Origin of the sequence: Urechidicola vernalis (assembly GCF_031846385.1) — a bacterium.
Taxonomy (GTDB): Bacteria; Bacteroidota; Bacteroidia; order Flavobacteriales; family Flavobacteriaceae; genus Urechidicola; species Urechidicola vernalis.
In genome coordinates, this window is the sequence record NZ_JAVRHV010000004.1 from 125783 (window position 1) to 145427 (window position 19645).

The 19645-nt window shown below is 33.5% G+C and carries 9 protein-coding genes; all 9 read left to right on the forward strand.

Features of this window, described 5'->3' with window-relative positions:
* Positions 1 to 44: 44 nt before the first annotated feature.
* Entirely contained in the window at positions 45 to 1694 is a 1650-nt protein-coding gene (locus RM519_RS09250; RefSeq protein WP_311593443.1) for a solute:sodium symporter family transporter, read from the forward strand.
* Positions 1695 to 1728: 34 nt separating this feature from the next.
* Positions 1729 to 4554 carry a triple tyrosine motif-containing protein gene (locus RM519_RS09255; protein ID WP_311593446.1) on the forward strand — a complete coding sequence of 942 codons (2826 nt, stop codon included), beginning with the start codon at positions 1729 to 1731 and terminating at the stop codon, positions 4552 to 4554.
* A 239-nt stretch (positions 4555 to 4793) separates the two neighbouring features.
* Positions 4794 to 7838 carry a SusC/RagA family TonB-linked outer membrane protein gene (locus RM519_RS09260; protein ID WP_311593447.1) on the forward strand — a complete coding sequence of 1015 codons (3045 nt, stop codon included), beginning with the start codon at positions 4794 to 4796 and terminating at the stop codon, positions 7836 to 7838.
* 9 nt (positions 7839 to 7847) lie between these two features.
* The gene (locus RM519_RS09265) at positions 7848 to 9308 is read left to right on the forward strand and encodes a RagB/SusD family nutrient uptake outer membrane protein (protein WP_311593448.1); all 1461 of its coding nucleotides are present in this window, start codon (positions 7848 to 7850) and stop codon (positions 9306 to 9308) included.
* A gap of 11 nt (positions 9309 to 9319) precedes the next feature.
* Complete coding sequence (locus RM519_RS09270) at positions 9320 to 12016, forward strand: hypothetical protein (protein WP_311593449.1); 2697 nt, start codon at positions 9320 to 9322, stop codon at positions 12014 to 12016.
* 14 nt (positions 12017 to 12030) lie between these two features.
* On the forward strand, positions 12031 to 13707 hold the full coding sequence (locus RM519_RS09275; protein ID WP_311593450.1) for a family 16 glycosylhydrolase: 1677 nt from the start codon (positions 12031 to 12033) through the stop codon (positions 13705 to 13707).
* Positions 13708 to 13859: 152 nt separating this feature from the next.
* Positions 13860 to 17318 carry a hypothetical protein gene (locus RM519_RS09280; RefSeq protein WP_311593451.1) on the forward strand — a complete coding sequence of 1153 codons (3459 nt, stop codon included), beginning with the start codon at positions 13860 to 13862 and terminating at the stop codon, positions 17316 to 17318.
* Positions 17319 to 17335: 17 nt separating this feature from the next.
* Positions 17336 to 18610 carry a glycoside hydrolase family 17 protein gene (locus tag RM519_RS09285; protein ID WP_311593452.1) on the forward strand — a complete coding sequence of 425 codons (1275 nt, stop codon included), beginning with the start codon at positions 17336 to 17338 and terminating at the stop codon, positions 18608 to 18610.
* Between the two features lie 14 nt (positions 18611 to 18624).
* Positions 18625 to 19644, forward strand: coding sequence for a glycoside hydrolase family 2 TIM barrel-domain containing protein (locus RM519_RS09290; protein ID WP_311593453.1), 1020 nt, complete (start codon positions 18625 to 18627; stop codon positions 19642 to 19644).
* Position 19645: the final 1 nt, after the last annotated feature.

Consider the following 19645-nt stretch of genomic DNA (forward strand, 5'->3'; position numbering starts at 1 on the left):
AAAAATTAGTTATATTAGCACCTTAACTAATTAAATATTTTCAAATGCTTACTTTTTTATCCTTCTTAGGTTTCACATTATTGGTTGCCGTAATTGCTTATTTTGCTACTAGAAAAACAGACGAAAAATCATCTGATGGTTATTTCTTAGGAGGAAGGAGTTTAACAGCAGGAGTTATTGCAGGTTCATTATTATTAACGAACTTATCTACTGAACAAATAGTTGGGCTAAATGGCTCTGCATACGCAAACGGACTTTCTGTAATGGCCTGGGAAACTTTAGCAGCCATGGCCATGGTTGTAACAGCGTTATTTTTATTGCCAAGATATTTAAAAGGAGGTTTAACAACTGTACCTCAATTCTTATCACGACGTTTTGATGTTATGACTAAAACCTTAACTTCAGGGTTGTTTTTAACAGGTTATGTTGTGGTTTTGCTTCCAGTAATTTTGTATTCTGGTTCTGTTGCAATTAGCGGGATGTTTGATGTACCAGAGATGCTTGGAGTTACCAAAACACAATCTATTTGGATTTGTGTTTGGGGAATCGGAATCGTGGGGTCAATTTATGCCGTATTTGGTGGTCTGAAAGCGGTTGCGGTATCAGATTCTATCAATGCAATTGGATTGTTAATTGGAGGAATTCTAATTCCAATTTTTGGATTGATAATGATTGGAGATGGAAGTATGTTAGATGGAATTTCAGTTTTAACCAATGACAACCCAGAGATGTTTAAATCAATGGGAACTGAATCAGACCCTGTACCATTCCATACCATATTTACAGGAATGATGCTGGTGCAATTGTTTTATTGGGGTACTAATCAACAAATTATTCAAAGAGCCTTAGCAGCTAAAAATTTAGAAGAAGGCCAAAAAGGTGTGCTTTTGGCATCCTTCATAAAAATATTAGGACCACTTATTGTGGTATTACCTGGTATTATTGCATACCACATGTTTCAAGGAAATTTAGAGGTTGTAGATGATGCGTATCCTATGTTAGTGAAAAAGGTTTTGCCTGCATCGTTTGTTGGATTTTTTGCAGCAGTGCTGTTTGGGGCTATTTTAAGTTCATTTAATAGTGTTTTAAATAGCTCGGTTACCTTGTTTGGAATAGATATCTATAAACAACATATCAACCCTGAAGCAGATGAAAAAACGGTAGTTAAATACGGAAAGCGTTTTGGAGTAATTCTTGCTATTGCTGCGATGTTTATCGCTCCGTTAATTGCAAACGCTGGAAGTTTATTCGATTATTTACAAGAGATCAATGGAATTTATAGTATTCCTATTTTAACCATTATTGTAGTAGGTTACTTAACAAAAAGAGTTCCTGCAATGGCAGCCAAAATTGGATTGTTATCAGGCTCATTATTATATATCCTAAGTCAATTTATAATGCAGCCTTATTTTCAGGAAAAAGCCATTGTGGCTGCAAAGGCTTCTGGAATAACGGATGTGACAGAATTAACATTAATCGAGGCAAGTGCATATCCTCATTACTTAGATGTAATGGCTATCTTATTTGTTTTAAATGTTGTAATTATGTTGGTGATTGGTAAATTAAAACCAAGAGAGACAGACTTTGTTCAAGAATACACAGAGCAAGTAGATATTACGCCATGGAAGTATGTAAAACAGGTAGGGGCAATAATTACTATTATTGTAATTGGTGTCTATGTTTATTTTGCTTAAAGATTAAAGAAAACATTTTAATATTCAAAATTGAATGATTCAATTAAAGGAGGTAAGATTCATATTTTCAATTCTATGTGTATTAGCATCACATATTTTGATAGCGCAAGAATTACCTCCAATAAAGAACTTTTCTCCTGCAGATTATAATTCAGAAAATCAGAATTGGTCGATTTCTCAATCTGCTAATGGTTATATGTATGTAGCTAATAATAGTGGATTATTGGAGTTTAATGGTGCAAATTGGAAACTTTATGGTTCTCCAAATGGTACAATTATTAGATCAGTTAATGTAATTAAGGACCTTATTTTTACTGGCTGTTATATGGAATTTGGTTATTGGAAAAGAGACCAATTTGGCAATCTTAACTATTATTCATTAATAGATAAAATAGGTGTTCCGTTAATAAAGGACGAGCAATTTTGGAGTATTTTAGAATTCGATGGTTGGATTCTATTTCAATCACTAGATAGGATTTATTTGTATAACCTTGAAGAAGAGTCTTTCAATGTTATTTCTGCTAAATCGTCGAGGGCAGGAATTTTTAAAGTTGCAAATAAGATTTATTTTCAGAAAATAAACGAAGGTTTATATAAAATTGAAAATGGCAAGGCGCTTTTGGTTTCTGACAATGAGGTTATTAAAAAAGACGTTTTAATAGGTGCTTTTATAAATCAGAATAAAACACTTCTTCTTACTGAAAATGGGATGTTCTATCATTTAATTGGAGATAAAATTGAAAGATGGCAATTTCCTGCCGAAGATGAACTAGTATCAAAAAATGTGTATTGCAGTATAAAATTACAAGATGAAAGTCTTCTTCTTGGAACTACGTCAAATGGAATTATTCATTTAGAAAGTGATGGGTCTCTTATTAGAAAAATAAATAAAGAACAAGGCCTTTATAATAATACAATTCTATCTGTTTTTGAGGATGGGGAGAAAAATATTTGGCTTGGTTTAGATAATGGAATTAGTGTTTTAAATTTATATTCTCCATTTACTGTGTACAATGATTTAAAAGGATTAATTGGCGATGTTTACGCAACCAAAATATATGCTGGATACTTTTATATTGGGACAAATCAAGGGTTGTTTTATAAAAAACTAGGCTCTAGAGATGAGTTTAACCTTATTGATAATACTAAAGGTCAGGTATGGTGTCTAAAAGAGTTAAAGAACACCTTGTTTTGTGGTCACAATAAGGGCACATTCGCTGTTGAAAAAGATAAGGTTACCCAGGTTTCAGAGTTTGCAGGAACATGGGAAATTAAAGAAATAGGAGTTAATGATTCTTTGTTAATTCAAGGGAATTATAATGGACTAAGCATATTAGAGCGTAAAAACGATAAATGGGCATTTAGGAATAAAATTGAAGGTTTTGATATTTCTAGTCGGTTCTTTGAATTTATTAAGGAAGATGAGATCATTGTTAATCATGAAAATAATGGGACGTTTATTTTAGGCTTAGACAAAGAATTACAAAATATTGAAATTAGGAAAAATGAAGAGGCTTATGGTTTTGGATCTAGTTTGATGAGGTATAATGATGAAATAATTTATTCTACCAATGGAAATAAAAACATTTATTCTTACGACCCTAGTTTAGAAAAATTTGTTTGGAATGAGTTGTTGACTACTATTTTTTATAATGAAGGAAATAGCGCAATAGGGACTCTTATCTCAGATCCAATTTCCAAAAATATTTGGGGCTTCTCTGACAGGAATATAATTTGTTTACTTAGAGGAAAATTTAATGAAGAGCCACGAGAAATAGATATTCCTGTTTCTAATTTATTTAGAAAGAACCTTGGTGTTGTTGGGTTTGAGAATTTAACTTATTTAAAAGAGGATGTTTTTTTAATTGGAGGGTCTAATGGTTATGTGAAATTGGATTTAAATAAATTCGAAACCCAAAAGAAAAAAGTTAGCATAAATTCAATAAGCAAGGAGTTTAGGAATTTACCTATTGAAAATGTTTCTCTTAATGAAGTCCCGGAATTTAAAGCAAATGAAAATAATTTAAGATTTGCATTTAATGTACCAGAATATAATAAATATTCGAATGTTGAATATCAATATCAATTAATCGGAATTTACGATGACTGGAGTTCGTGGTTTGAAGAACCGAATGTTTCATTTGAAAACCTTCCTTATGGAGATTATGTTTTTAATGTTAAAGCGAGGATTGGGAACGTAGAAACTGAAAACATAGAATCTTTTTCTTTTAATATTGAAAAGCCTTGGTATTTTTCGATTTCTATGCTTTTTGTCTATGTATTAACTTTTTCTTTTCTTTTAGTTTTTATACATAAAAATTATAAAAAGCATTATACAATAAAACACCATAGAGAGATTAAGGAAAGGGAACGAAAATTGAAAATTGAAAACTTGAATAGCGAAAAGGAACTAATGAGAGTCAGAAACGAAAATTTAAGACATGACATTGATAATAGGAACAGAGAACTAGGCGCTTCTACAATGAGTTTAATAAAAAAGAATGAATTTCTAAATGCTATTAAGAAGGAACTTTCAAATGTAAGAACAATATCAAGCATAGGAAAGGTGATATCTTTAATTGATGACGATTTAAATAGTTCAGACGATTGGAAGCTATTTGAGAAATCATTCACGAATGTTGAAAAAGATTTTTTCAGAAATTTGAAAGAAATCCATCCGACATTGTCTCCAAATGATCTTAAATTGTGTGCTTACTTGAAATTAAATCTCTCTTCTAAAGAAATTGCACCGCTTTTAAACATTTCCGTTAAAAGTGTTGAGGTGAAAAGATATAGGTTAAGAAAAAAACTAGATTTATCTCAAAAATCTAGTTTAACCAATTATTTATTCGAAATATAAACACTACAAAATATATTTATTCCAATACATTACCACTACAAAATATTTTTTAACTGTTCTTATTTTAAAATTTCTAGTTTTATTATTTTTAGTTAAGTAATTAAAAATCAATAAAATAAATTTATTTTTTACAATGCAAAAACAACATTGTATGTTTTTTGTAGGGGCGAATAATTAACTACAAAATATATTTACTGCTAAATTTACACCTTAACTAATTATCAATTATAAAGGGAAGTATGAATTCGAAAATTTTATTTTTTGGATTTTTTATAACCTCAATTCTTGGGTTTTCTCAAAATGTTTCAGTTAGTGGAGTAGTATCCGATGAATCGACTGGAGAACCATTGCCAGGAGTGAGTGTTATAATTAAAGATTCAAATACAGGAACAAGTACTGATTTTGACGGGTTATTTTATTTAGATGATGTACCTATTAATTCAGTTTTGATTGTGTCATCCATTGGCTTTAAAGAGGTCGAAGTTGTTGTTTTAAACGCTGAACCTCTAAATATAGCCTTAACAGAAGATACAGCAACGTTGGATGAGGTTGTTGTTATCGGTTACGGATCACAAAAGAAAAGAGAACTAACCGGGGCAGTCTCGACTGTTAGTTCTCAAACACTTGATAAGCTAAAGCCAGTTAAGGTAGAACAGGCTTTGCAAGGAACTGTAACAGGTGTTAATGTAACAACTCAGTCAGGAGCTCCAGGAGCGGGATTAGATATAAGGATTAGAGGTATTTCTACAAATGGGTCAGGAGGTCCTTTAGTTATTATCGATGGTTATCAGGGAGATTTAAGTATTTTAAATCCTAATGACATCGAAACAATTACTGTTTTGAAAGATGCACAAGCCGCTATTTATGGAACAGTTGGTGCAAACGGTGTAGTATTAGTAACTACTAAACAAGGTAGGAAAAATGCTAAAACCAAATTTAATTTCAATTCTTCAGTAGGTTTTCAGGAGGCAACGAGAGAAATTTCACTTTTAAATGAAAGAGAATACGCTTTATTACTAAATGAAAGTTATGCCGCTGGCGGTCAGGAAATTCCTTTTGATGATGTGTCAGGTTTATCTGAAGGAACGGATTGGCAAGGAGAAGTTCTTAATTCTGGAGTACCGATTATATCTCATGATATTAGTGTTTCTGGTGGATCTGAAAAAATATCTTATGCCTTAAGTGGTTCTCATGTTTATCAACAAGGGATTATTGCACCAAAGAAATCAGACTTTAGACGAAATACAGCTAGACTCTATTTGGGAGCTGAACTTTTTCCTAAACTACATATGAAAACAAATATAATTTATACTTATCTCGATAGAGATGCTATAAACGACAGTGGTTTAGGGTCAGTATTATTTAATGGTCTAAATTCCCCTCCTAATTTGGATCCTTATGATAGCGAAGGAAACTATTCATTAATTCCGAATACTACAGGTTTAGGTATAGAAATAATAAACCCATTAGCGCAAATTGATAATACCTATAATGATTATGATCTAAATAAATTGAACGGATCATTTACGTTAGATTATGATTTTACAGAAGATTTGAAATTGACTGGAAGAATCGGATTCAACAATGGTAATAGTAAAGGGAAATCCTTTTCGAAGATAGTGGATTATGGTGGAAAAGTTTTTGATGTTACTAAAAGTAGTGTGTCACAGAATAGGATTACGGATAATGATTATTCGTTAGATTTCTTTTTGTCCTATGACAAGTTGATTAAAGAAGATCATAAGTTAAATGCTACTGTAGGTACAACAATTTATAAACAATGGGGTAGTGGTTTGTTCGCAACAGGCTATGATATTCCGAATAATTCATGGGAATTTGCAGATATATCTTTAGCGACCGGAACTGTAGAAGCCAGATCCGTTGGTTCTTATGAATATGATGAAAGAAGATTATCTTATTTCGCAAGAGTGCAATACGATTATAAAGGAAAGTATCTTCTTTCAGCAATGTTTCGAAGAGATGCTTCATCTCGCTTTGGCCCAGAAAATAGAGTAGGTTATTTTCCTTCTGCAACCTTTGGATGGGTAGCCTCTGATGAAAGTTTTTTAGAAGATTCAAAATACATCGACTTCTTTAAGATTAGAGCAAGTTATGGAGTTTTAGGAAATGATAATATTGGGAATAATGGATATGTTGGTTCTTTGGATGGCGAAGGTGTTTATGTTTTTGATGGAAACCTTGTAACAGGAACAGCGATTGGTCAATTGGCTAACCCTGAACTTCAATGGGAAGAAGCGAAGAAGTTTGACGTCGGTATTGATTTAAATTTTTTAGAAAATAAAATATCAATTGTCGCAGATTATTTTATAAATACAAGAGACAATTTATTAATTCAAAATATTCCGGTATCAGGTATCGTAGGAGTAAATGGACCTGGCGGGGCTTCACCAACTATTAACGCCGGTGTGGTTAGAAATTCGGGTTTTGAATTTGCCGTTACTTATAAAGATGACTTTTCGGACGATTTTAGTCTGAATACATCGTTTAATATTACCACTCTAGACAATGAGGTTTTAGAAGTAAATAATAGTACTGGATTTTTAGAAGGTGGTTCATTTGGTGTTGGGCAACCCGCTCCATCTAGAATGGAAGTAGGATATCCAATAGGGTATTTTTACGGATACAAGACCTATGGAATATTTCAGAACGAAGCCGAATTATTTCAACACCCTTCTCAATTATCTCTCGGAGCAGAAGCTGCGCCAGGCGATTTAAGATATGTGGACCTGAATGAGGATGGAGTTATAGATGCTAACGATAGAACATATTTAGGGGACCCTATTCCAGATGTAACTATGGGATTCAATATTAGTTTGAATTATAAAGATTTAGATTTTGTTTCATATGTTTTTGCTTCTGTAGGAAACGAGATGGTAAGAAATTATGAAAGAGCATTATCCGATGTAAATAGACTTAACTATGTATTAGATCGATGGACTGGAGAAGGCACAAGTAATGAGGTGCCAAGAGTAACTACAGCCGCAACTGCAAACAATGTATTTTCAGATTTTTATGTTGAGGATGCATCTTATGTAAGAATTCAGAATATCCAACTTGGTTATACGATTCCTGTTGATTACACTGAAAAAGTGGGAATTGAAAAGTTGAGATTATACGCAGGGGTGAACAACCTATACACATTTACTAAGTATAAGGGATATGATCCAGGGGCCTCAAATGGTGCTCCAATTGGAGGTGGAATAGATTATGGTTTTTATCCAATACCTAGAACATATTTGTTAGGACTTAATTTAACTTTTTAAACGATTAGTATGAAAAATTTAAAAAATATTTTAATGTGTTTGGTTTTGTCGACGCTCGTATTTAGTTGCGGAGATGATTTTGTTGATCGAGAGCCAGTTTATAATATTGATTCAGAGAATTATTTTAACGGTGAAACAGATTACTATAATGCATTAATTGGCGCCTACGATTTATTACAGGCTTCCTATGTAAATGTTATACTTGGGGAAATCGCATCGAATAATTCTCTTTGCGGTGGCGAAAGTGCAAATGATGTAATTGGTTTTCAGCAGGTCGATGATATGATACATACTCCTGTTAATAGTAATGTTAAAGATATCTGGAATTGGATGTTTGCAGGTGTTAATAGAGCAAACTACATTCTAGAATTTCAAGATAAAACAGATTTTGAAGGGAAGCAAATTATACTTGGAGAAGCTCGATTTTTAAGGGCTTACTATAATTTCGAATTGGTTAAGTGGTTTGGAGGTATTCCATTAAAAGAAACTCGCTTTGTAACTGGTGATGAAATCAATATCCCTAGATCTTCAGTCAGCGAAGTATATGCTCTAATCGAAAGTGATTTAGAATTTGCGATTTCAAATTTATCTTATGAAGCTCCTCAAATTGGTAGAGCTACCAAAGGTTCGGCACAAGCACTTTTAGGTAAGGCGTTTTTGTATCAGAAGAAGTATACAGAGGCTGTTGCAGTATTTGAAAGTTTAATTAACAATGGACCGTATGATTTAGTTCAGGATTATGACACTTTATTTGAAGAAATTGGAGAGAATGGAATCGAATCTGTTTTTGAAGTTCAATATACAGATGTAGAAGGTGCCGGATTCGGATGTCTTCAATGTAGTGAAGGAAATGTAGCTGTTGGATTCAACGGGATTAGGAATTATACTGGCCCTGAATTTTCGTCTGGTTTTAGTTTTAATGTACCCACTCAAGAGGCTGCGGATGCATTTGAAGATGGCGACCTAAGAAAGGACGTTGCCATATTAGATATTGAGGAATGGGCACAATCAACTGGGGCAACATATGGAGTTGGTTATGAACATACTGGTTTTTTTAATAGAAAATATATACCTAGAACCAGAAGTTCGGATGCTCAGAATGATTTAAACCTAACAAATCCAAACAATTATAGATCGATACGATTTGCAGATGTGTTATTAATGGCTGCTGAGGCAAATAATGTTGGCGGTATTAATAATGCACGCGCTTTGAGTTATTTAAACAGAGTTAGAAGTCGAGCAGGACTAGATGCCTTAAGTGTAAATGATCAAGAAGAGTTGACAAACTTAATTTATAACGAAAGAAGAGTAGAGTTACTAGGTGAAGGTCATCACTTTTTCGATTTAGTGAGAACGGGAAGAGGTAGTAATATTACTGGATTCACATCAAATAAGAACGAATTATTTCCGATTCCGTTGGAAGAAATTGAATTTTCAAACGGCAATTGGACTCAAAATCAAGGATACTAAAAACAACAATTATGAAAGCAATAAAATATATTTCAACTTTTCTAATCGCTCTTTTTATTTTTTCAAATTGCGAAGATGACAACGAAGATTATTTAATAAAAATAGACGATCCAACTAATGTTACAGCATTGGTTACAATAAGTCAAGATAATTCAGGCTTAGTAACGATAGTGCCTACTGGTGATGGCGTATCAAAATACAATATAGATTTTGGAGACGGTTCCGAAAAATTATTGAATATTTCTCCAGGTAATTATAGCAACCATATTTATAAAGAGGGCAGTTATGAGTTAATACTTACCGCTTTAGGTTTAAGTGGAAATGAAGTTTCGGTAACAATTCCGGTAACTGTTTCATTTAATGCGCCTGAAAACCTTGAGGTCGCTATTGAAAATGATCCGCTAATATCTAAACAAGTAAATGTAACTGCTACAGCAGATTTTGCCATGAATTATGAAGTTTATTTTGGTGAAGATATGGAAGCGGAGCCAGTTGTTGCGAATATTGGAGAAATGGCATCCTACACTTATACTACTGCTGGAACTTATACCATTAAAGTAGTAGCAATGGGTGGGGCAATTCAAACCACAGAATACACAGAGGAATTTGAAGTTACGGAAATATTAAACCCATTAGAATCTGCACCAGAACAACCTGCTCGTATGGAATCAGATTATATAGCAGTTTATAGTGATGATTATACCGTTGTAGATGGTTCTAATTATAACCCAGATTGGGGTCAATCTAGTCAAGGAAGTAGTTTTGAAGAATTTGATTTAGAAGGAGACAAAATGCTTCAATATATAAACTTGAGTTATCAAGGGATTGAATTGGGTGCAAATATTAACGCAAGTATGCAGGAATTCTTGCATATCGATATTTGGACAACTAATGTAAACTCTATTGATATTTATCCTTTGCCAGAGGGAATTGCAGCAGAAGATGAAAAGTTTGTATCTAAAGAATTAGTAAGTCAAGAATGGACCAGTTTTGATATTCCGTTATCAGAATTTACGGATCAAGGGCTGACGTTAGATAATTTGAAACAGTTTAAATTTGTTGGAACTCCTTGGGCAGAAGGAACAGTATTTATAGACAACATATATTTCTATAAAGCACCAGCTGATTGCGAGGCAGAAGTTGCGGAAAATATAGATCCTTCTATGGGTAACATTAATTGGACATTTATGACTGCTGATGCCGCACATGCATTTGAACCATTTGGAAATATTTCATCTGGAATTGTACCAAATCCAATTAGTGATGATATTAACTCAAGTTGCAACGTGCAACAATATTCAAAAACTGCTGGTTGTGAAACTTGGTCTGGAGTTGGGAAAGCACTTTCAAATCCAATTGATTTAATTACCAATGTAGATAGAATATTTACAATGAAAGTTCTTGCCGAAGATCATCCAACTGAAGTTACGTTGAGATTAGAATTTGAACCTTTTCCAAATGTAGATCCTTTTGCAGAGGCGGTTCAAACTATTTCTGCTGTTGGTGTATGGGAAGAGTTAACATTTGATTTTTCTGCCCATAATGATAAAACGTTCAAAAGTATAATTGTTTATTTTGATAGAAATAATGCATGTGATGATGCGGTTTATTATTTCGATGATATTGTTCAAAGCGGAGGAAGTACCCCGCCTCCAATGATGGGAGATATTATGGATTTTGAACCTGGAAGTTCTGAGTTTACTTGGGCCGGATTTGGAGATGCAAATTTTGCAGCTATTCCAGCTTCTGTAATAATGAATCCAGATGCGAGCGGAATAAATACTAGTATGAACGTTGTTGAGATTGAAAAAACGATAGGGGCTCAAACTTGGGCGGGAGCGAGTACCGATTTAAATGGTACTGCAGATTTTTCAACGGCTACTACAATCGATGTTAAAGTTTGGTCACCTAGACCGAACACTCCTATACTATTTAAAATGGAAGATTCGACATCTCCACTTGATGGAAATGGAAATCCAACCGTATTCGTAGAAGTCATTGCGAATTCTACAATGGCAAATACTTGGGAGACTGTTTCTTTTGATTTGACGTCTGATAGTAGTTTTAGCACTTCTATTTCTTATGATAGAGTAATTCTATTCCCAGATTTTGGGAATTCAGGAAATGGAGAGAAATTTTATTTTGATGATATAACTATTATGATAGATGAAGGCGGGGCTACAATATCAACTACGCAAATCGATTTGCCAGTAGATTTCGAAAGTTCAACTATAGATTATACTTTGACCGATTTTGGAGATAATATTTCCTCGATAGTGGTAGACCCAACAAGCGCTAGTAATACCGTAGCACAAGTTATTAAGCCGGTAGTGGCACCGCTTTGGGCCGGAACAACAATTGGAACAGAAGCAGGATTTGCTTCTAACATCCCAATATCTTTAACGAATTCAAAAATGACCGTAAGGGTTTGGTCTCCCGATGCAGGAACACCTATTCGTTTAAAAATTGAGGACGCTAACGATCCTACACATACTTGCGAAACTGAGGTGAATACAACTGTTGCAGGCGGATGGGAAACATTGGAATTTGATTTTACTAATCAAGCTCCAGGTACGGAATCATTAAGTGTAGGATTATCGAACGGTTGGATTTATAATAAGGCGTCTATCTTTTTCAATTTTGGAACGGACGGGGCAACAGCTGGTGAGAAAACCTATTATTTTGATGATGTAATTTTTGTTCAATAAGTAAAAAAATAAAAATGAAGATATTTAGTTTAAGATATATCTGCTCTTTTTTAGTAATGTTAACATTTTTTTCTTGCGAAGAGGATGATGCTATAATTGGAGATATTACGGCAGCAACGAATGTTGTTGTCCAAGCCGAAATTGTTGGGGCATATGATAATTTTCCAGATGGGGATGGTTCAGGCCTAGTGATTTTTACCATCACTGCAGAAGACGCAATTACCTATCAAATAAATTTTGGTGATGGATTGAAAGAATTAGTTCCAACGGGTAAGATTACCCATAGGTATTCAGGTAACCCAGGAGTAAACACATACACTGTTACTGTAAATGCAATAGGTACCGGTGGACTAGCGTCAACAGTTTCGATATCAATAGATGTTTTTAGTTCTTTTGATAATCAAGAAGTTAAAGATCTATTGACTGGGGGGCAAGGAGCATCAAAGACGTGGTATTTAGATGCAGAAAAAGTGGGGCATTTAGGAGTAGGGCCGGCATATGCAGGAATTGACGGTGCATGGTGGTGGCCAAAATGGTACGAGGCACAACCATATGAAAAATGTAATGACGATGCTTCTAGTTGTTTTTGTAATGATGAATTGACTTTTTCTCTAGATGCAGAAAATCAATTGACTTATGTGTTAGATAATATGGGCGCAACGTTTTTTAATAAGGCTCATTCAGGTTTAGGAGGCGATGACGTCTGTCTAGATTATGATTCTTCTGGAACAAGTATAGTATCATTAGCACCGTCTTCAGTTGATTGGTCTACAGTGGAGGATCCTGATTTTGAATCTACAGAGACTGTTATGAATTTTTCAGATGATAAATTTATGGGATATTATGTAAGTTCAAGTTCTTATGAAATAATATCTATTTCAGAGACTGAAATGTATGTGAGAACTATAGATGGATTAGATTCTGCATTGGCTTGGTATTTACGTTATACAACGACACCTGGATCTGGTTCTGAAGAATTGGATGTTATTTATACAGATCTAGTATGGCAAGACGAATTCGAAATGGATGGTTTACCTGATACTGCAAATTGGACATATGATCTTGGCGCAGGTGGCTGGGGTAATAATGAATCTCAATTTTACACCGATAGATCAAATAATTCAAAAGTTGAAAATGGAGCGTTGATTATAACAGCGAAGCGAGAAGATTTTGGAGGAGAAAACTTCACATCAGCAAGGTTAAAATCTCAAGGTTTGCAAGAGTTTCAGTATGGAAGAATAGATATTTCGGCTAAATTGCCAGAAGGAGGGGGTACTTGGCCTGCATTATGGATGTTAGGTGCAAATTTTGAAACAGTTGGATGGCCAACTTGTGGAGAAATTGATATTATGGAACATGTGGGTAATAATCCAGGTTATGTTCAAAGCGCAATTCACACTCCTTCTAGTTTTGGAAATACTGTTAATAAAGGAGGTGCAGATATATTAAATCAGAGTTCGGAGTATCATTTGTATTCAGTGAATTGGTCTCCTAATCAAATATCATTTTTGGTGGATGATGAAATAATTTACACTTATAATCCGGGTATCAAAGATTTGGCTACATGGCCATTTGATGCGCCACAATTTTTAATATTAAATATTGCAATGGGAGGAACCCTTGGAGGAACTATTGATCCTGGGTTCGTAGAATCGACTATGGAAATAGATTATATTCGAGTTTATCAGTAAGATTAGTATTTATTTTAAAAAGGTCGAAATGCTTCGTTGTTTCGACCTTTGTTATTGAAAAATATTAGTTTACCTTAAAGGGTAAAATAGGACCATAATAATTTTAGTAGGTTAATTTAAACTAAAGTTTAAGAATAATTGGAAAGAGAAAAATGAATTCAAACAAAATATATATTGGTAACAGAGAGTTAAATATGGACTCTAAAGAAATTAAAGGCGAATTATTACGATTTGAAAAAGAGAGCTTTTACAAAATAAGTAATTACGACGCCATGAGACCTTTTTTTATGAGTATTGTTAGTGACTCAGACCATTGGATGTTTATTTCGAGTAAGGGAGGGCTATCAGCAGGTAGAAAAAATAGCGAGTCATCTTTATTTCCATATTATACTGATGATAAAATTACAGAATCTTCGGAAGTTACAGGAAGCAAAACGATATTAAGAACCTTAAAAGAAGGCAAAACTTATTTATGGGAGCCTTTCTCAGATTATTATCAAGGCATTTACAAAATTGAAAGAAATTTATACAAGAATAGTTTTGGGAACAAGGTAATTTTTGAAGAGGTAAATCTTGATTTAGGATTAACCTTCAGATACCAATGGAATTCTAGTGATACGTATGGCTTTGTTAAAAAGTCAATGCTAATAAATAACACGGACTCCACAATACAAATAGAAATTTTAGACGGACTTCAAAACATCTTACCTTCGGGTCTATCTTCTGCTTTGCAGAATGCTTCAAGTAATTTGGTGGATGCCTATAAACGAAGTGAATTACAATCGGAAGTTGGGTTGGGTGTTTTTGCACTGAGTGCCATAATTGTTGATAGAGCTGAACCAAGTGAAGCCCTGAAAGCAAGTATAGTTTGGTGCGCAGGCCTTTCTAATGCAAAGTATTTAGTTTCTTCATTACAACTTAATAATTTTAGAAAAGGATTTGCAATTGAACAAGAGGTGGATGTAAAAGCGGAAAAAGGAGGGTATTTTGTTAATGCTCAAATTAATTTGGATGCAGATGAAAATAAGGAGTGGATTACCGTTGCAAATGTAAATCAGTCTGTATCTGAAGTTAATGAAATCATAGCCTTACTGAAATCAGAAACAGATATTGAGGCATTATTGCAAAAAGAAATAGATGAAGGGGCTAAAAAATTAGTAGCCTTAAATGCGGCTTCAGATGGATTACAAATGTCTGCGGATAAAATGCGTGATGCAAGACATTTTTCGAACACTTTATTCAATATCATGCGTGGGGGTATTTTTGATTTCAATTATCAAATAGAAAAAAATGATTTTGTGAAATATCTTTACAATGCCAATATTGAAGTATATCATAACGCGCAGGAAATTCTCAAATCGTTTAATGAATTTTTTGATTTAGGGTTCTTAATTAGCACTGCTAAAGATTCGAATGATTTCGATTTTAAAAGGCTATGCTTTGAATATTTGCCTCTAAAATTTAGTAGAAGACATGGTGATCCAAGTAGGCCTTGGAATCGTTTTTCTATTAACACCAAAAACGAAATTGATGGTTCGAAAATATTAGATTATCAAGGAAATTGGAGGGACATTTTCCAGAATTGGGAAGCGTTGGCTCATTCTTATCCAGATTTTATTGATAGTATGATTCATAAATTTTTAAACGCATCTACATTTGAAGGATACAACCCATACAGAGTAACAAAAGATGGATTTGATTGGGAGGTTGAAGATCCGCATGATCCTTGGGCGTATATTGGGTATTGGGGAGATCATCAAATTATATACCTTTTAAAGTTTTTAGAATTTATAGAGGATCATTATCCTGATAAATTGGCAGCTTATTTTTCAGAGAATATCTTTGTGTATGCCAATGTTCCATATAAAATAAAGTCGTATCAAGAGATTTTAAGAAATCCTAAAGATACCATTGTATTTGATCAAAATTTACACGATAAAATTGCATCATTAAAAGCAGAAAAAGGAGCGGATGGAGCTTTATTATTAAATAAAAAAGGACAGGTTGCTAGAGCAACAATGATGGAGAAGTTATTAGCAACTGTGCTTGCAAAACTGAGTAATTTTATTCCGGAAGCGGGAATATGGATGAACACGCAAAGACCAGAATGGAATGATGCGAATAATGCATTGGTAGGTAATGGTGTTTCTATGGTAACGCTTTATTATTTAAGAAGATTTTTAAGTTTTTTTGAAAATGTAGTGGCGAAATCTGAAACAAATAATTATGAAGTCTCAATAGAATTACAAGAGTTTTTCTTAGCAATTTATAAAACGTTCGAATCTAGTCAAGAATTATTACGAAACGATATTTCTGATTCCGATAGAAAGACCATTTTAGATGGTTTAGGTAACGCAGGTAGTGAGTTTAGGGAGAGTGTTTATTCCAATGGTTTCTCAAATAATAAAATCTCGATTTCTAAAAATGAAATTCTAGATTTCGTTAAAATTTCGAACAGTTTTTTAGAACACAGTATTAGAGCAAACAAAAGAAAGGATAATTTATACCATGCCTATAATTTAATGACTGTTTCAAGTTCTTCAACAGTTACTGTTTCCTATTTAGATGAAATGTTAGAAGGCCAAGTTGCGGTATTGAGTTCTAAATATCTTAAACCAGAAGAAGTCTTAGATGTTTTAAATGGACTTAAGAATAGTGCATTGTTTAGACCAGATCAATACAGTTATATTTTATATCCAAATAAGCAATTACCTGGATTTTTCGAGAAAAATTGCATTCCTGAAAATAGGGTTAAAGATTCAGAATTGTTACAAAAATTATTAGCAGATAAGAACCTACAAATAATTCAAAAAGATGTTGAAGGCAGCTATCATTTTAATGGGTCATTTAACAATGCCAATAGTTTAAAAGAAGCACTAGAACAATTAGATTCTTCTTTATACGGTTCACTTAAATCTAAGGATCAAGAATTATTGTTGGAGATTTTTGAAGAGGTTTTTAATCATAAAGCATTTACCGGTCGTTCGGGTACGTTTTATGGATATGAAGGATTAGGTTCTATCTATTGGCATATGGTTTCTAAATTGGTTTTAGCAATTCAAGAAACCTGTTTAACGGCGATCCAATCGAATGCAGATGAAGTTGTTTTAGGAAAGTTGCTTGAGCATTATTACGAAGCAAATGAAGGTATTGGTGTGCATAAATCTCCAGAATTATATGGAGCATTTCCTACAGATCCATACTCTCATACACCAGGTGGTAAAGGAGCTCAGCAACCAGGAATGACAGGTCAAGTAAAAGAGGATATTTTAAGCCGTTTTGGAGAATTAGGAATAGGTGTAAAAAACGGTCGATTGTATTTTGATCCGAGGTTATTGCGCAGAAGTGAACTATTAAAAGAATCTAAAAAATTCTATTTTTTAAATGTAAAAGGAGAAGAGCAGCAATTAGAATTAGATAAAAAATCACTTTGTTTTACTTATTGTCAGGTACCAATAATTTATAAACAAAGTCAAGACATAGGCGCTAAAGTTTATCTGAATTCAGGAGAAGTAATTTCTTATGAATACCCAGTTATAGATGAATTAGTAACAAAGAAAATGTTTGAAAGAACTGGTGAAGTAGAAAAAATAGAAGTGTCAATTAACTAAATTTAAAAGCGCCTATCATGAAAAAAATACTAGCTGTACCTTATGTTTTACTGTTTATATTTTCGTTGATTGGTTGCTCGAATAATCCTAAAAAAATCAATACTGTGAAAGACAAAACCGCACAGGAAATTCTTGGAAACCCAAATTATTTAGCCATGTCATATGGAGGCTATAGACATTCAGATCATGGAATAGAACCCTCTATTGATGAGTTGAAAGAAGATATGAAATTGTTAAGTGCAATTGGAGTAGGAATTTTAAGAACATATAAACTACACTTGCCTCATGCGAGTAACCTAGTCAAAGCCATCGAACAATTAAAACAAGAAGATCCTTCTTTTGAAATGTACGTAATGCTAGGGATTTGGATAGATTGTAAGAATGCTTGGACGGATCAACCACTTAATCATAACGAGGAAAGCCCACGAAATGCTGTTGAAGTTTCAAAAGCCGTTGAACTAGCAAATGATTATCCTGATATTATTAAAGTATTAGCAGTAGGTAATGAGGCCATGGTTAAATGGCAATCTGGTTATTATGTGGAGCCATGGATTATATTAAAATGGGTTAAACATTTACAATCCTTAAAAAGTAATGGAGAATTATCGAGTGATTTATGGATTACAAGTTCTGATAATTTTGCGTCATGGGGCGGTGGAGAAAATCAATACCATGTGCCAGATTTAGATACTCTAATTAAGGAAGTGGATTTTATATCAATGCATACGTATCCAATGCATGATACGCATTACAATCCGCAATTTTGGGGAGTATTAGAAGAGGAGGGAGGTTTTTCTGAATTAGCAAAGATTGATGCATCAATGCAACGCTCTTTAGAATATGCAAAAAATCAATATGATGGCGTTAAAAACTATATGCAAAAATTAGGAGTTGACAAGCCAATTCATATTGGAGAAACTGGTTGGGCAACTGTGTGTAATAGTTTATATGGTCAAAACGGAGCAAAAGCAACGGATGAATACAAAGAAGCGATTTTTCATGATTTAATGAGAGCATGGACCAATAAAAATAGTATTGGATGTTTTTATTTTGAAGGGTTTGATGAACCTTGGAAAGATGCTAATAATCCCAATGGATCTGAAAATCATTTCGGATTATTTACCGTAGGAGGAAAAGCAAAGTTTGCGTTATGGGATGCTGTTGATAAAGGTGTTTTTGAAGGACTTACTAGAAATGGAAATCCAATAACAAAAACATTTAATGGTGATAAGTACGCGTTATTGGAAACGGTTCAGGTTCCCGGAATTATTCAGTTACATAATCAACATTAAAAATGATTGTTGAAATGAAAAAACAAATATACATAGTAACATTAATTTTGTTTGGACTTTTGTCTTGTGTTCAAAAACAAACAAAAGATAAAATAGAAAGTAATCAAAGTAGGATTTTTCACTACGACAATCAGCCATATTTAATAAAAGGGATTTGTTACCATCCTGTACCAAAAGGTTCAGATCAACGAAGTTTTGAAACAATCGATCAAGATTTAGAATTGATGGTAGAGGCAGGTATAAATACGATAAGGGTTTACGAGCCAATTGATGATACCGTAGTTTTAGATAAAATAAATAGCGCAGGTCTCAAAGTGATAATAGGTTTTGGTTACAATCAAAATGGGAATTATGATATTTTGTCGGGGTCATTTATTGACTATGTAAAGAAATATAAGGATCATCCTTCCATTTTAATGTGGGAATTAGGGAATGAATACAATTATCATCCAGAATGGTTTGATGATGATATTGCAAACTGGTATAAGGCATTAAATGAAAGTACCGATTTAATTCATAAAGTTGATAAAAAGCATAAAGTTACGACTGCTCACGGAGAGTTGCCAGATGAACTAGCCTTAAAAATGACTGACAATATTGATGTTTGGGGATTAAATATTTATAGATGGGACAATCCTTCAGAACTATTTGAGCAATGGGAAAAAGTAAGCGATAAGCCAATGTATCTATCTGAAGCGGGTGGAGATAGTTATATGACAATTACCAAGCAAGGTTATGAAAAAGGATTAAATGAAAAGGCACAGGCAGGTGCAAATGCAAAAATCTTGGAAAGTGTTTTTAATAATAAAGAAGTTTGCTTTGGAGTAACCATGTTCTCTTTTACTGATGGTTGGTGGAAAGCAGGGAACATAAACACCCAAGATATAGGAGGATGGGCTCCGAATAGTTCCGGAGTTCCTTATGACGGAACTCCGAATGAAGAATTTTGGGGAATAGTAGATATAGACAGAAATAAGAAAGAAACATATGTTGTAATTAAGAATAAATACAGACAGACTTTAACGGAATACTAAT